We start from the raw sequence: 15,508 nt of genomic DNA, 5'->3' as shown, positions 1-15,508 counted from the left end.
CAAGAATTCCAATTGTAAATCACTAACATAATTCAATATTTGAGTACTTTTTTGCTTGATCTCTTCTTGATCTTTTGGATTATCAAGGAGTGCATTTTTCGCTTGAACATAATATTGTTTTAATGTTCCTAAAAAAATACTCTTGTTCATAATGCCTTCGGGATTTGCTATATTTAACGCAGTGCTAAAAATTTTGTCGAAAGAATAATATTCTTCAATTAATCCCTGCCAATCTTCATCAACATCATTGTATTCAATTTTTTGTTCAATATCATATTCTATACAATTGTTGGGTGGATTGTTCGTCGAAGCATCATGTTTTAATAACAAATTCAAAAGTTTACGGAGTTTACTTTCTTTATTTGGTGGATTAAAATTAAATACCGGCTGATGCATATGTTCTGCAACAGCACCATTAACCGTCTCAATATTATTCTCTTGTGGCATTAGTCTTTATTTCCAAAATTAAAAGTCATTGTCCCAGTATTTGTATTTATAACAGAACCGTTTACTGTTCCAATATTATTTATTTGACTAGATGTAGATTTTATAACAGAAGATATTTGAGAATTTTTTTCCAAGTAAGTAATCAGTTCTTCTTTACTAAAATTTACCGAAGTATCAAAATGTTTTAATTCCTCTTCAATAATCTTACACTCTGTCTCACCAATAGAATACGCTGTCAATATAGATTTTATTGTATCAAGAGAAGGCAAACCTATTTTTAGAGCATCGTACAATAAGCCCCCAAGTACAGCTGAAGTAAAAAAATCCATATCAAACTTCCTTTATAATTTTTTATAAAACTATTATACACAAATAAAATTATTAGTAATTTAAAAATATTGCAATCAGAAATGTGCCATATAATAGCTAATAAATGAAGAAAAAGATGAGAATTGATAGATTCAAAGAAAAACTTATTTTATAGTTTTATTTGTATACAGATAAGATTTATCCTTTTATTCATAACAAACAAGAATTATTGATTGCCTTTTTTAATGGCAACCGTTGCCATATTCCGATGTTTTTGACTTGTCAGCGACCAAATTTTCGTTCGTGGTGAGCTTGTCGAACCATAAACAGACACCCTTCGACAGGCTCAGGGCGAACGGGGAAAATATTAAAAACTGGATTCCCGATCTAGTCGGGAACCTCGAAGAGGTTCTTGTGCCCTTTGGGTATGACGAAATACCCTACTCCGATTACTTTTAATCCCTAATCAGCTAAAATTGCATCAAATCTATTTCAGGGCTTGATATAAACTATGTTTAAATCGATATTCTCCAACTCTTTTGGTATTCTCATCTCCCGTGTTACGGGACTAGGACGTGATGTATTAATGACGTCGGTGTTGGGTGCCAACATGTGGAGCGATATTTTTCTAATGGCGTTCAAATTCCCGAATCTCTTTCGCCGTATCTTCGCAGAGGGCTCGTTTACCCAAAGCTTCATGCCCTCGTACATCGCCTCCAATCAAAAAAGCGTCTTTGCCGTAGCCATCTTTATCCGCTTTATGACATTTATCGTTTTCCTCTCTTTTCTCGTCACCCTCTTCCCCGGTTTTTTCACCAAAATGTTGGCGTGGGATTGGGGGCATGAACTTATTTCCAAGACCGCTCCGCTAACCGCGATCAATTTTTGGTATCTCGATCTCATCTTTATCGTCACCTTTTTAGGTTCTTTGCTCCAGCACAAAGAACACTTTTTTACGACCGCTTTTTCGACCGTTTGGCTCAATATCGCGATGATCACCGCGTTGATCCTCTTTACCAACTCCGATCCAAAAACCATCGTTTATGCTCTGAGTTTCTCTATCCTCATCGGAGGGGTATTCCAAGTCATCACCCATCTCTACGCGATGCGTCAGCAAGGGCTGATGAAAATCCTCGTAGGGGGATGGAAATACCGTAAAACCAAAGATGTCAAAGAAGAAGAATCCAAGTTTAAATCCCTCTTTATCCCCTCGGTGCTCGGGAACTCTACGGCACAAATCGCCTCGTTCATCGATACCTCACTCGCCTCGTTTTTGGCGGCGGGATCAGTGTCGTATCTCTTTTACGCCAACCGTATTTTTCAGCTCCCTTTCGCCATCATCGCCCTCGCCATCACCACCGCGCTGTTTCCCAAAATCGCCAAAGCGATCAATAACAACAATAATGATCTCGCATTCGAAAATCTCCACAAATCGTTTTGGCTTCTCAATGCTCTGCTGGGACTCTCCGTTTTAGGGGGAATTTTGCTCGCGGAACCGATCATTTGGCTGTTGTTTGAGCGGGGGGCGTTTGATATACAAGATACCCTCAATACCGCTCGCGTGCTCCAAATGTACATGGTGGGGCTCATCCCTTTTGGGTTGGCGAAGCTCTTTTCGATGTACCTCTACGCCCAGCATAAACACCTTAAAGCGGCTAAAATCGCCGTTATCTCCCTCGTGATTAATCTGATTTTCTCGATTATTTTGATGCAAAGTATGGGAGCGGCAGGGCTGGCATTGGCGGGGAGTATCGGAGGGGCGGTACAGTTTATCCTCACAATCCAAGCAGTGGGTTGGAGCATCTTTTTTGAGCTTCTCAAAACCCGTTTCAGCCTCTATTTTATCCTCGGCACGGCAGGAATCACTATCGCATTCTATGCTCTAAACAATTTTTTGATACACTTGATACGATAATTTAGCAGGAAACCCATGACCATTTACGACAGCATCCAAAAAACCAAACTACCATTTACTCCGCTCCAAGAAGGGAAAGTCTCCCTCTACGTCTGCGGCCCGACCGTCTATGACGATGCCCATTTGGGACACGCCAAAAGTGCGTTGGTGTTCGATCTATTGCGCCGTGTTCTCGAAGCGGAGGGGTATGACGTCCTCTTTGCCCGAAACATCACCGATATTGATGACAAGATCATCAACAAAGCGCGTGAACTCGGGATCAGTACGAGCGAAATAGCCGAACGTTATACGGCAGCGTACACCCGCGATATGGCGGCTATCGGTGTACAAAAACCGACCTTAGAGCCCAAAGCAACCGAATCGATCGATGCGATGAGCGAGATGATCCAACGCCTCCTCGATAAAAAACACGCCTATACCATCAGCAACGGCGACATCTATTTCGATACCTCCAGCGACAAAAACTATCTCAGCCTCTCCAACCGTCAAAGCAATGAGAACGTCAGCCGTGTCGAGAGAGTCTCCGAAAAACGCAATGAAGCCGATTTCGCCCTCTGGAAAGCGGTACATGATGAGGGGGTAGCATTTGATTCGCCGTTTGGTCGCGGTCGTCCTGGGTGGCATTTGGAGTGTTCGGCGATGATCGAGCGCTACGTGAGCCCGCATGTCGGTGACTATGCGATCGACATCCACGGCGGCGGAGCCGATCTGCTCTTTCCCCATCATGAAAACGAAGCGGCACAAACCCGCTGTGCGACAAATCACGAGTTGGCTAAATACTGGATGCACAACGGATTTGTCACGATCGGCGGGGAGAAAATGTCCAAGAGTTTGGGGAACAGTTTTTTCCTCAAAGACGCTCTCAATAGCTATGACGGCGAAGTGCTCCGTTTTTATCTCCTCAGCACCCATTATCGAGGGGATTTTAACTTCAACGAAGAAGACTTAATCGCTTCCAAACGCCGCCTTGATCGCCTCTACCGTCTCAAAAAGCGACTTTTCGGACTCACGGCGGAGTTGATCGATACCGAGTTTAAACGCAACCTGCTCGAAGCGCTGGGAGATGATCTAAACGTCTCTCGTGCCTACGCCCTCATCGATGAGCTGATCAGCAGTGCCAACGAAGCACTCGACACCAATCCGAAAGATAAAAGTTACCGCCAAAACCTCCTGTCGGCGCTATCGAGCATTGAGAGCGTTTTAGGGTTCGGGAGTCAAAATCCATACGAGTATTTCCAATTCGGGTTGGATGAAGCGACCAAAACAAAAATCGATGATTTAATCCTCCGACGAACCGAAGCGAAAAAAGCCAAAGATTTCGCCGCTTCCGATGCACTCCGCGATGAGCTTACCGCAATGGGGATCGCGATTATGGATACACCGACTGGAACTTTTTGGGAGATACGAGATTGAAAGAGAGCATTAGACGCTATTTACCGTATATCAAAGGGTACAAATTCCACTATCTGATGGTCTTGCTCGGGATCATTCTAACGGTAACGGCAACGGCGGGAACCGCTAAAATCATGCAGCCTCTGATGGATAATATGTTTATCAAAAAAGAGCAGAACATGCTCTATATTATCCCCGCATTGCTCATCGGAATCTATATTTTAAAATCGGCTGGACGCTATATCCAAGCCGTTTTTACCACCCATATCGGGTTGCATATCGTTTCGCGCCTTCGCGAAGATTTATTAGAAAAAATGCTTCATATGGATATGCAGTTTCTCTATAGCGAGCGTTCCGGAGAGCTCATCTCTCGTATCACCAACGACATCACCCGCGTCCAATATTTTGTCTCCCGAATGCTCCCCGAACTGATACAGGAGAGTTTTACCGTTATAGCCCTGGTCGGCTACGTCATTTATCTCAATGCTTCCCTCGCTTTTTGGGCGCTGTTTGTCATGCCGGTCGTGATTTTCCCCCTCATTAAAATTACCCGCCGACTCAAACGGCTCTCTCACCGTTCCCAAGAGAAAAATGCCGATCTGATGACCCGATTGACCGAAGTGTTCAATAACAATGAAATCATCAAAGCCAATGCCACCGAAGGGTACGAGCTCGAACGCTATAAAGATGAAAACGAACGATTTTTCAAGCTCAATATGAAAGCGACCTACACTAGTGAGCTGGTCTCTCCGGTGATGGAGATCATTGCCGCCATCGGGCTGGCCGCCGTTATTTTTATCGGGGGGAGAGCCGTTTATGCGGGTGAGATGAGCGTAGGGGAGTTTACCTCCTTTTTGACAGCCGTCGGGCTTGTGTTTCAACCGCTTCGACGGGTCAGCGCCATCTACAGTAAAGTCCAAGACGCCCAAGCCGCGAGCGAACGGGTGTTTCATATCTTTGACATTGAAAACAACATTAAAGACGGTTCGTTGACGCTAAATGAACCCATCAGCCATCTGCAATTTGAGAATGTCACCCTCAATTTCGGGGACAAAACGGCACTCTCCCATATCGATCTCACTATTCACGCGGGACAAACGGTAGCCCTCGTCGGACAAAGCGGCGGAGGGAAAAGCTCTATGACCAACCTTCTGCTCCGTTTTTACGACCCTTCCGAGGGGAGAGTTTTACTCAACCATCACGATCTAAAATCGTATACCCAGAATTCTCTCCGTAGCCAAATCGCTTCGGTATCTCAAAGGGTCTATATCTTCCAAGACACCTTAGCGGCGAATGTCGCATACGGCAGTGACATCGATGAAGAGAGAGTAAAAAATGCGCTGCAAAAAGCCGATGCACTGGAGTTTGCTTCCGAATTACCGGAGGGGATTTATACGGTGATGCAAGAGTTCGGTGCGAATCTCTCCGGCGGTCAGCGTCAGCGTATCGCCATCGCCCGTGCCATCTACAAACACGCCTCTCTTTTGATTTTGGATGAAGCGACCAGTGCATTGGACAACGAAAGCGAAAAGCGTATCCAAGCGGCATTGCATGAGTATGCCCACGACAAAATCACCCTCATTATCGCCCATCGTCTCAGCACGATTACCCATGCCGATACGATTTTGTATTTTGAAGAGGGGCATATCATCGCTCGCGGAACCCATCAAGAGCTGCTTGAAACCTCCGAAAACTATCGCCGTCTTGCGGGGAAAATGGGAGAATAATCCCCTATTAATCCTTTTTTGAGTATAATCGCGTCAATTTTAACTCTTCAAGAGGCGGATGGAATGTTTGATTACGAATCTCTAAAACCTTGGCTTTTTAAACTTCAGCCTGAAAATGCCCATACCCTTGCCGCTGCCCTGTTACGCGGTGCGAGCTTTTGTCCCCCCCTTGCCAACGCATGGATGGCGAAACATTTCGTAAGTCACCCTTCCCTCTCCCAAGAGTTATTCGGACGGACATTTTTAAATCCGGTCGGTCTTGCGGCAGGGTTTGATAAAAACGCTACGATGTTTCACGGTGTTATGGCGATGGGATTCGGATTCAGCGAGATCGGTACCCTCACCCCAAAACCTCAAGAGGGGAATCCCCGCCCCCGTTTGTGGAGACACATCGAAGAAGAGACCCTCCAAAACGCGATGGGATTTAATAATGACGGACTCTTCCGTATCTCTCACCGTCTCAAAAATATCTATCCGTTCAGCACCCCTATCGGTGTCAACATCGGAAAAAACAAGATCACTCCGGAAGATCGGGCGATCAAAGATTACACAACATTGATCAAAGCGCTCCATGAGTATGCCGACTACATGGTCATCAATATCTCATCCCCGAATACTCCGGGATTGCGTGATCTCCAAAACGAAGCGTTTATCAGCCAACTCTTTGCCGAGGCTAAAGCGATTACTAACAAACCGATTTTGCTCAAAATCGCCCCCGATATGTCCGAAGATCAAGCGGTAGCGCTATGTGTCCATGCGGTTGAGAGCGGAGCGGATGGGATCATCGCGACCAACACGACGGTCGATTATTCCCTCGTCAGTGAGCCTGAAGAGATCGGAGGGCTCAGCGGTGAAGTGTTGCGTGAACGAAGCTTCTATATTTTTGATGCGATCGCTCGCGAACTTTTCGGCAAAACGACCCTTATCAGCGTCGGCGGGATCAACTCTCCCGAAGAGGCATACCGCCGTATCCGCGCGGGTGCATCACTGGTTCAAATCTATACCTCGTTGATTTTCAAAGGTCCTGAAGTGATCGAAGAGATCAACAGCGGGCTAATCGACCTTTTGGCATCGGACGGATTTAGTTCGATCACCGAAGCAATCGGCGCAGATCGGTAATGAAAATCCTCATTGCCTCTATTTTGTCTTTAGGAACCCTTATGGCCTCATCTCTGCCTCACTACGAAACCCAAACCCTCTCCAACGGTTTGCAAGTCGTTACTATCCCTATGGATAACGGCTCCAAAGTCATCTCTACCGATATTTTCTATCAAGTGGGAAGCCGCAACGAAGTGATGGGAAAAAGCGGCATCGCCCATATGTTGGAACACATGAACTTCAAATCGACCAAAAATCTCAAAGCGGGCGAGTTTGACGAAGAGGTAAAAAGTGTCGGAGGGATGAATAACGCTTCGACGGGATTCGATTTCACCCACTACTATATCAAATCAAGCAGTGAAAATCTCTCCAAATCACTCTCCCTCTTCTCGGAGTTGATGCAAAACCTTAACCTCAAAGACGAAGAGTTCCAACCCGAGCGCAACGTCGTCGCCGAAGAGCGCCGATGGAGAACCGATAACAATCCGATGGGATACCTCTATTTTCGCCTCTTTAACAGTGCGTATGTGTACCATCCCTACCACTGGACACCGATCGGGTTTATGAACGATATTCAAACGTGGACGCTGGAGGATATTAAGACATTCCACCAAACCTACTATCAGCCGAAAAATGCCATTTTGGTCGTAACAGGCGATATAAAACCCCAAAGCGTATTCGAAGAGGCGCAAAAACACTTCGGAAACGTAGCCAATACCCTCGAAATCCCTACGAAAAAAGTGATTGAACCCGAACAAGACGGAGCACGCCGCGTGGAAGTGAACAAAGAGAGCGAAGTGGAAATGCTTGCCATCAGCTTCCCGATCCCGAACTTCCAACATCCCGATCAGCCGAAACTCTCAGCACTCAGCGAAATGCTCAGTTCCGGCAAAAGCTCTCGTCTCAACCGCATACTAGTCGATGAAAAACGGCTGGTCAACCAAATCTACGCCTACAATATGGAAAATATCGATCCGGGCGTATTCCTCTTTTTAGCCGTCTGCAATAACGGTGTCAAAGCCGAAGAGGTGGAAAAAGAGATTTGGGCTATTATCCACACGCTCCAAAACAAGCCGGTTGAAAAAGCCGAGGTTGAAAAGATCAAGATCAATACCAAAGCCGATTTCATCTACTCGCTGGAGAGTTCAACCTCCGTTGCCGAACTCTTCGGAAGCTACCTCGCTCGCGGCGATATAGCTCCGCTGATGAAGTACGAAGCCGCTATCGAAGCGCTTAATCCAGATGAGATCCAAAACGTCGCCAAAACCTATTTGGTTCCTGAAAAATCAACCACGCTAATCCTACGAAAAGGTAAAAAATGAATCTAGTTACCGGTTCAACCACCGCCCTTATAACACCGTTTAAAAACGGAAAATTGGATGAACAAAAATACGCCGAACTTATCCAACGACAAATCAACAATGGGATTGATGCCGTTTGTCCGGTAGGGACGACAGGAGAGAGTGCAACTCTCAGCTACGAAGAAGATCGTATCTGTATGGAGATCGCTGTATCGGTTTGTAAAGGAACCTCTACCAAAGTCCTTGCAGGTGCGGGAAGCAACTCGACCGCCGAAGCGATCGAAGCGGCACGTACGGCTCAAAAATGCGGTGTCGATGCTATTTTCTCAGTAGCACCGTACTACAACAAACCTTCCCAAGAAGGGCTTTATCAGCACTACAAAGCAATCGCCGAGTCGGTTCCGGAACTTCCGGTAATGCTCTACAACGTTCCGGGACGAACGATAGTGGACATCAGTGCCGATACCGTTATCCGTCTTTTTGATGATGTGCAAAATATCTACGGGATCAAAGAGGCGACAGGGAGTATCGAGCGCACTATCGAACTTCTCTCACGTCGTCCTGAACTCAAAGTATTGTGCGGGGATGACGCTATCGATTACGCCATTCTCGCGTGCGGCGGAGCGGGTATCACTTCGGTCACCTCGAACCTCCTCCCTGATCTCAAAAGTTCCCTCGTTTCCAAAGCGCTCGGAGGCGATATGAACGGAGCAAAAGCGCTGAACGATCAATTATTTCCGATCAACAAAGCCCTCTTTTTGGAGTCCAACCCCGTCATGATCAAAGCGGCAATGTACATCGCAGGGCTACTCGATACCCTCGAATATCGACTCCCGCTTGTCGCACCGAGTAACGACAATATGAAAAAACTCGAAGAAGTTCTAAAAAATTACACGATTGTAGGAGCATAAAGAATGTCAAATATGAAGGGTAAAACACTGGTCATCACCGGAGCAACCAAAGGTATCGGTCAAGCGATCGCTGAAAAATTTGCACAACAGGGTGTCAATATCGCATTCACCTATAACTCAAATGCCGAAACAGCCAATGTTCTCGCGCAAGAGTGGGAGAGCAAATACGGCGTCAAAGCCCGTGCCTACCCTCTGAATATTTTAGAGCCCGATGAGTTTAAACCCCTCTTTGAAGCAATCGATGCCGATTTTGACCGTGTCGACTTTTTCGTCAGCAACGCGATGATCTATGGCCGTCCGGTAGTCGGCGGATACGGTAAATTTATGCGTCTCAAACCAAAAGGTTTGAATAACATCTACACCGCAACGGTCAATGCTTTCGTCGTCGGAACCCAAGAAGCGGCAAAACGGATGGAAAAAGTGGGCGGCGGTGCGGTCGTTACGATGTCAAGTACCGGTAATCTGATCTATATCGAAAACTACGCGGGTCATGGAACCAACAAAGCGGCCGTTGAAGCGATGAGCCGCTACGCGGCGGTAGAACTCGGAGAAATGAACATCCGTGTCAACGCCGTCTCCGGCGGACCGATCGATACCGACGCACTCAAAGCGTTCACAAACTACGAAGAGGTAAAAGCCGAAACTATCAAACGCTCGGCACTCAACCGCATGGGAAGCCCGAACGACATCGCAGGGGCTGTCTATTTCCTCTGCACCGAAGAGGCGAGCTGGATCACCGGACAAACAATCATTGTTGACGGTGGCACCACATTTAGATGATTAATATTCCCAATATCTTAGCCTTTATCCGCCTTCTCATCGCTCCGCTGATGTTTTGGATCATCCTCAACCCACAAATCTTTACCGATATGGGATGGCATATCAGCTGGAACTATTACATCGCGACATTGCTTTTCGTCATCGCCAGTACAACCGATTTTTTCGACGGATACGTTGCCCGCGAACTCGATCAAATCACCATCGTCGGGCAAATACTCGACCCGTTAGCCGATAAGATGCTCACCCTCGCCGCATTTTTGGGGCTGATGATGAGCGGTGCCGCCTCAGCATGGGCGATCTACATCATTATCGTTCGTGAACTATTCATTACGGGGCTTCGGACCCTCTCCCTCTCTGAGGGGATCGACGTCAGCGCTTCAATGGCGGGAAAAGTAAAAACGGTTGCGCAAATGATCGCTATCGGATTTTTGCTGATGCATTGGCCGTTCGGTGACGCGTTGTTGTGGATCGCCGTTGCCCTCACCGTGTACTCCGGTGCCGAATATGTGATCGGTTTTAGCAAAGCCTATAAAGGGAAACTCTAACATGTCGTGGATTGTCGCTCTCCTCGTCCTCTCCGTCCTCATTTTCTTCCATGAACTCGGGCACTACAGCGCCGCACGCTTCTTCGGTGTCTATGTCGAAGTATTCAGTATCGGTTTCGGAAAAAAACTCGCCTCGTTTCAGTGGATCGGAACGCAGTGGCAAATCTCCGCGATTCCTCTGGGCGGCTATGTCAAAATGAAAGGTCAAGACGATCTCGATCCCACTGCGATCAGCAATGACAACGACAGTTATAATTCCAAAAAGCCGTGGCAGCGGATCATCATCCTCTTTGCAGGACCGTTGGCTAACTTCGTCCTAGCGTGGTTCTTTTTCTATGCTATCGCATTAGGTGGGCCTCAGTCACTTTCTCCGGTTATCGGAAAAGTGCTCGAAGCTTCTCCTGCCCAACAAGCTGGATTAAAGACTCATGATAAAATCATCGCAATCAACGGAGTAACCATCACCGAGTGGGACGAGCTCTCCGAATATATCAAAACCTCTCAGGGGACATTGACATTAAGTGTGGATCGAAACGGTACACAACGTTTCATTACGCTTACCCCGCGCATCAGTGAAGCAACAAACTTATTCAAAGAAAAAATCCAACAGCGTATGGTCGGAATCGCTCCCGAAGGGGTCACCCACACTCTCGATCTAAGTTTTAGTGAAACGATCACCTACGCATCCAAACAAACCTATGAAACCTCCTTTTTGATTTTCCAAAGTGTTCAAAAACTCCTCACCGGTGTCGTTCCGGCCAAAGAGGTGGGAGGGGTAGTGAGTATCGTCCAGATCACAGCCGATGCTACGGCGTATGGGTGGATGTCTCTGTGTTTCTTTGCCGCTTTGATTTCGGTCAATCTCGGAGTTCTCAACCTCCTCCCTATCCCTGCTCTCGATGGGGGACATATCATGTTTAACCTTTATGAGATGATCCGTCGCAAAGCTCCGAGCGAAGAGGTCATCACCCGTCTCACGATAGGAGGATGGGTACTCCTGCTGGGTCTTATGAGTTTAGGACTCTATAACGATATTACGAGGTTGATGCAATGACAACGCTGGAACAAAAACGCCATTTTGACCATATCATTGAGCGAGTAGAAAAAGCCCGTTTGCGCTTAAGCGATCACCACATCGTTAAAATCGTCGCAGCGAGCAAATACGTCGATGCCGACGCCATCCGTAGTCTCTATGCCATCGGTCAACGCGCCTTCGGAGAGAATAAAGTCCAAGACCTCGTAGCCAAAAGCAACGCATTGGAAGAGTTACCGATCGAATGGCATTTCATCGGAAGCTTGCAAAAAAACAAGATCAACCACCTCCTCAGCGTCCGCCCTCATCTAGTGCACTCGATTGATTCGATAGAACTTGCCCATGCACTCAATGAGCGTCTTGAACGTGAAAATATGCATTTGCGCGCATTGGTTCAAATCAATTCCGCCTATGAAGCGTCCAAAAGCGGTTTCTACCCCGAAGAGGTTAACGAAAGATATGCTCAGATTCAGCAAGAATGCCCACGCCTCCAACTCCAAGGGGTAATGTCGATCGGAGCTCACGTCGAAGATCGTGAAATTATCCAAAAAAGCTTCGAAACTACCCGCCGCATTTACGATACTTTGCCCAATGCAACTATCTGTTCCATGGGGATGAGCAGTGATTTTGAACTCGCCATCGAGTGCGGTTCCACAATGATACGTTTAGGATCAGTTTTATTCCCGAAATAGTTATGTTATTAACTATTTATAATTTTTTCATCACAAATCCTCCTCTCCTATGCTATAATCATTACGTTTTATAAAAGAGAGGGAAAGTGTGAATAAGATTAAACAGCGAGCTACGCTTTATTCTATCGCCCTTTACGTATTATTAATTATTATTTTTATTGTTACCATTATCCAAGATAAAAAACATGTTTTAGAGGAAAAAACCTCTTCCCATCGCGCCCTTTTGCGAAACTCATTCGATTTAGCGATGCTCGACACCCAAAAAGGGCTCAGTGAGCTTGCCTGTAAAATCGCCGGTAATCGTGAAATCGTCGACGCATTTGCCGCAGGGGATCGCGAAAAACTCTATCAACTCACCCTCCCGTTATTTACCGAAGCAAAAGTTCGCGGCGATGTTGATATGAGCGGTTTTGTCGGTGCGAACGGGGAACACTTCCTCCGATTGCAGGATCCTAAAAAATTCGGCGATAACATTCTCAAAAAACGCCCTGTTTTGGCCTATGCTATCAATAATCATAAAAGTGTAACCACTCTGGATGTTACGATATATGATGTCTCTTTGGTCACGATCATCCCGATATTTAAAAACGGAACTTTTATCGGTATTATCCAAACAGTTGCTAAAATTGACCGTGTTCAAAAACGGCTGGATGCCCACTCAGGAATCAAAAGTGCGATTGCTTTTGATACACAAAAACTCAAAAGTTTATTGCCTGATTCTAAAAATAAAACGTATGAAAACTATTCCATCGTCTCTTCCAATGACCCTCTGTTCGTAAACCTCCCAAATACCTTTACTTTCAACGATAGTAAACGCTATGAAATCAACGGACTCGATTATGTTATAGCCTCCCGTTCGCTCACCAATTATAATAACGACACGATTGCAATGATGACCTGTGCTTTTGATATTACTGAGGATGTAAATGAATACGATGCAGAGATACGCAATCTTATTCTCATCAGCTTATTTCTCCTCTCAATCGTCGCTATCATCCTCCATTTCGGTTTTCGAGTTCTGATCCGTCGGATCGAACGCGATACCAAAATCACACAAGAGCTTAATCAAAAACTGACCCATCAGCTCCACACCGATCATCTCACCTCCCTCCCGAATCGTAATGCCCTGATTCGGGACATCGATACCAAGCGTTTCTACGCACTTATCCTTTTGAATATCGATAATTTCAAAGAGATCAACGATTTTTACGGACATGCCATCGGAGATGAGGCACTTCTAGCCCTCACACACTCAATCAAAGACGCAATATCTGATTATCCCATGTATCTGTATAAAATGCCTTCCGATGAGTACGCTATAGCCCTTTATGAGCCTATGAGTTCCACACAACTCGAAACAGCCCGCGTCTCAATCGCTCAGCATCTACAATCACAATACTATGATCTTCACGGTGCAAGTATTTATATGACGCTAACCATGGGGATGGACATTGCACTGCGAGAGAAAAACAAATCGGTCGATCTGCTTCTCAATGCCGATATGGCACTCAAAACAGCCAAAAAACGTCATTTAAGCTATCAACTCTATGATGAGACCATGCAGGTCAAACAAGAGTACCAACACAATATTTTGTGGAATAAAAAGCTCAAAGAAGCAATTGAAGCAAAACGATTTACCCTCTATTATCAGCCGATTTTCGATACAAAAACCGGTGCTATTGTAGAATACGAAGCCCTTATCCGTATGATCGACAGTAACGGTGCTATCGTTTCTCCGGGCTATTTTCTCCCTGCCGCACGTCAATCTCGTCTATATCCGCTCCTCTCTCAATTCGTGATTGAAGAAGTATTTAAAATGTTAGAAACAACGTCGAATACCTATTCTATCAACCTTTCGGTTGATGATATTATCGATAAACCGACGAAAGAGTTTCTCATCCAAAAACTTCAACATTCCGAACATTCAAACCGACTTATTTTTGAACTTTTAGAGAGTGAAGGGATCGAAAACTATCAAGAGGTCTCTGCATTTATCGCCGAAGTCAAACAGCTCGGATGCCGCATCGCCATCGATGATTTCGGGACGGGGTATTCGAACTTTGCCCATATTCTCAGACTCGATGTCGATATTCTAAAAATTGACGGATCATTGATCCGCAATATCGATTCCGATACCAATGCGCAAACTATCCTTCTTGCGGTCGTGGAGTTTTCAAAACATTTGGGACTTAAAACGATTGCCGAATTTGTCCATTCCGAAGCGGTCTATACGAAATGTAAAGAGTTGGGAATCGATCATCTCCAAGGGTATTACCTCGGCGAGCCTAAACCTCTCGGAGAGTAAAGCGAAACCCTTTACGATCCCCTTCGCACAAAGTGATCTCTCCGCCGTGAGACTCCACGATATTTTTGGATAACACCAGTCCTAATCCATTACCCCGTTCTTTGGTGCTTTTAAACGCTTCAAAGAGCCATTTTTTATTCTCGATGGCGATACCGCTGTCATAAATCTCAAACGTGTGATACACACCCTCTTGGAAATGGAGAATTTCGATTTCCCCCTCCTCCTCTTCATCCAGTTCGATCGCATCGATCGCATTAAAGACAAAATTGGTAAAAAGCATCGTCAGCAGATCCAAATCGCCGAACAACTCAAAATCCTCTTCGGGAAAATTAAACTCAATCGGTTTCGCATAGCTGTAATACCCGATAGCACTCATAAGCGCATCGCGTATCTGAAACCATCGTAGCGAATTTTTCTGAGCGCTGACCCCCTTGGAAAACAGAAGCGTCGCTTTGATAATCCTCTCGATTCGATAGAGCGATTTTTGAATCTCGGTTACAATGGGCTTGTTTTCTTCTTTGACCCGCTTCATCAATGTCGATGCCAAGAGGGCGATAGAGCCGATAGGATTACGGATTTCATGGCTGAGATGTGCCGCCATCTGACCCATCGTTGCGAGATTTTCTTTCCGTTTCTGTTCGGTGATGTCGGTCGCACTTAAGAGCCGTTTTTCATTATGCTGTGCCGATTTGATGAGATAGGAGCGCTCTTTGAAGGTCATCTCATAATCTTCACCTTCCAAATGAAGGGTATCAAAAAGTTTTTCCAAACGTTTGGCTTGAGAGTTTTGGAGAAAAATAGAGCCATCTGTTTCTACGATCCAAATGGCATTGGGGAGAAACTCGATAACCTGTTCAATCGTACTTTGAAGATGGTTATACGACTGACGGAGGGAAACATACTCCTCTTCGACCTTATAGGTTTGATCGATGAGGGCTTTAAGCTCTTCGGGGGAGATACTCTGACTCACGCTATTCCTTGACGGGGTCAAAAATCCCCCAAATGAACTAATATTCGATACAGACCGTAAGCATCTTCCGTACCGCATACCTC

Annotated in this window: 14 protein-coding genes; 11 read left to right on the top strand and 3 right to left on the bottom strand. The window is 45.7% G+C overall.

Annotated elements, in window-relative coordinates; all coding sequences use genetic code 11:
• Together VFW36_RS11245 and VFW36_RS11240 are read right to left on the bottom strand one after the other, a co-directional pair.
• On the bottom strand, positions 1-447 hold a 447-nt coding region (locus VFW36_RS11245; RefSeq protein WP_329658908.1), incomplete at its 3' end, for a hypothetical protein.
• A complete protein-coding gene (locus VFW36_RS11240; RefSeq protein ID WP_329658907.1) occupies positions 447-776 on the bottom strand; it encodes a hypothetical protein in 330 nt (109 codons plus the stop codon). The genes VFW36_RS11240 and VFW36_RS11245, both read right to left, overlap by 1 nt.
• A gap of 491 nt (positions 777-1,267) precedes the next feature.
• Here VFW36_RS11240 and murJ point away from each other — a divergent pair, with 491 nt between their 5' ends.
• The 11 genes from murJ (at position 1,268) to VFW36_RS11185 (ending at position 14,455) form a co-directional block, all read left to right on the top strand.
• Complete coding sequence (murJ, locus tag VFW36_RS11235; RefSeq protein ID WP_329658906.1) at positions 1,268-2,671, top strand: murein biosynthesis integral membrane protein MurJ; 1,404 nt, start codon at positions 1,268-1,270, stop codon at positions 2,669-2,671.
• A 15-nt stretch (positions 2,672-2,686) separates the two neighbouring features.
• Positions 2,687-4,084 (top strand): cysteine--tRNA ligase, encoded by a 1,398-nt coding sequence (cysS, locus tag VFW36_RS11230; protein WP_329658905.1) that lies wholly within the window; start codon positions 2,687-2,689, stop codon positions 4,082-4,084.
• Entirely contained in the window at positions 4,081-5,790 is a 1,710-nt protein-coding gene (locus VFW36_RS11225) for an ABC transporter ATP-binding protein (RefSeq protein ID WP_329658904.1), read from the top strand. The genes cysS and VFW36_RS11225 overlap by 4 nt, the downstream gene beginning before the upstream one ends.
• A gap of 63 nt (positions 5,791-5,853) precedes the next feature.
• Positions 5,854-6,909 (top strand): quinone-dependent dihydroorotate dehydrogenase, encoded by a 1,056-nt coding sequence (locus VFW36_RS11220; protein ID WP_329658903.1) that lies wholly within the window; start codon positions 5,854-5,856, stop codon positions 6,907-6,909.
• Positions 6,909-8,210 carry a pitrilysin family protein gene (locus VFW36_RS11215; protein ID WP_329658902.1) on the top strand — a complete coding sequence of 434 codons (1,302 nt, stop codon included), beginning with the start codon at positions 6,909-6,911 and terminating at the stop codon, positions 8,208-8,210. Before VFW36_RS11220 ends, VFW36_RS11215 begins: the two co-directional genes overlap by 1 nt.
• Complete coding sequence (gene dapA, locus VFW36_RS11210; RefSeq protein ID WP_329658901.1) at positions 8,207-9,100, top strand: 4-hydroxy-tetrahydrodipicolinate synthase; 894 nt, start codon at positions 8,207-8,209, stop codon at positions 9,098-9,100. Before VFW36_RS11215 ends, dapA begins: the two co-directional genes overlap by 4 nt.
• A gap of 3 nt (positions 9,101-9,103) precedes the next feature.
• A complete protein-coding gene (locus VFW36_RS11205) occupies positions 9,104-9,880 on the top strand; it encodes an enoyl-ACP reductase (protein ID WP_329658900.1) in 777 nt (258 codons plus the stop codon).
• Positions 9,877-10,425: a CDP-diacylglycerol--glycerol-3-phosphate 3-phosphatidyltransferase gene (gene pgsA / locus VFW36_RS11200; protein ID WP_329658899.1), complete on the top strand. Its 549-nt coding sequence runs from the start codon at positions 9,877-9,879 to the stop codon at positions 10,423-10,425. The genes VFW36_RS11205 and pgsA overlap by 4 nt, the downstream gene beginning before the upstream one ends.
• 1 nt (position 10,426) lies before the next feature.
• Positions 10,427-11,479: an RIP metalloprotease RseP gene (gene rseP / locus VFW36_RS11195; protein WP_329658898.1), complete on the top strand. Its 1,053-nt coding sequence runs from the start codon at positions 10,427-10,429 to the stop codon at positions 11,477-11,479.
• Complete coding sequence (locus tag VFW36_RS11190) at positions 11,476-12,150, top strand: YggS family pyridoxal phosphate-dependent enzyme (protein WP_329658897.1); 675 nt, start codon at positions 11,476-11,478, stop codon at positions 12,148-12,150. Before rseP ends, VFW36_RS11190 begins: the two co-directional genes overlap by 4 nt.
• An 88-nt stretch (positions 12,151-12,238) precedes the next feature.
• Positions 12,239-14,455 (top strand): bifunctional diguanylate cyclase/phosphodiesterase, encoded by a 2,217-nt coding sequence (locus tag VFW36_RS11185; protein ID WP_329658896.1) that lies wholly within the window; start codon positions 12,239-12,241, stop codon positions 14,453-14,455.
• Here the strand turns inward: VFW36_RS11185 and VFW36_RS11180 are convergent.
• Complete coding sequence (locus VFW36_RS11180) at positions 14,436-15,425, bottom strand: HAMP domain-containing sensor histidine kinase (protein ID WP_329658895.1); 990 nt, start codon at positions 15,423-15,425, stop codon at positions 14,436-14,438. The genes VFW36_RS11185 and VFW36_RS11180 overlap by 20 nt on opposite strands.
• Positions 15,426-15,508 lie beyond the last annotated feature (83 nt).

It is taken from the genome of Sulfuricurvum sp. (genome assembly GCF_036279695.1).
In the GTDB taxonomy this organism is placed as follows: Bacteria; Campylobacterota; Campylobacteria; order Campylobacterales; family Sulfurimonadaceae; genus Sulfuricurvum.
Note: the sequence above shows the minus strand (reverse complement) of the source record. Positions and strands in the feature narration are given on the sequence as shown.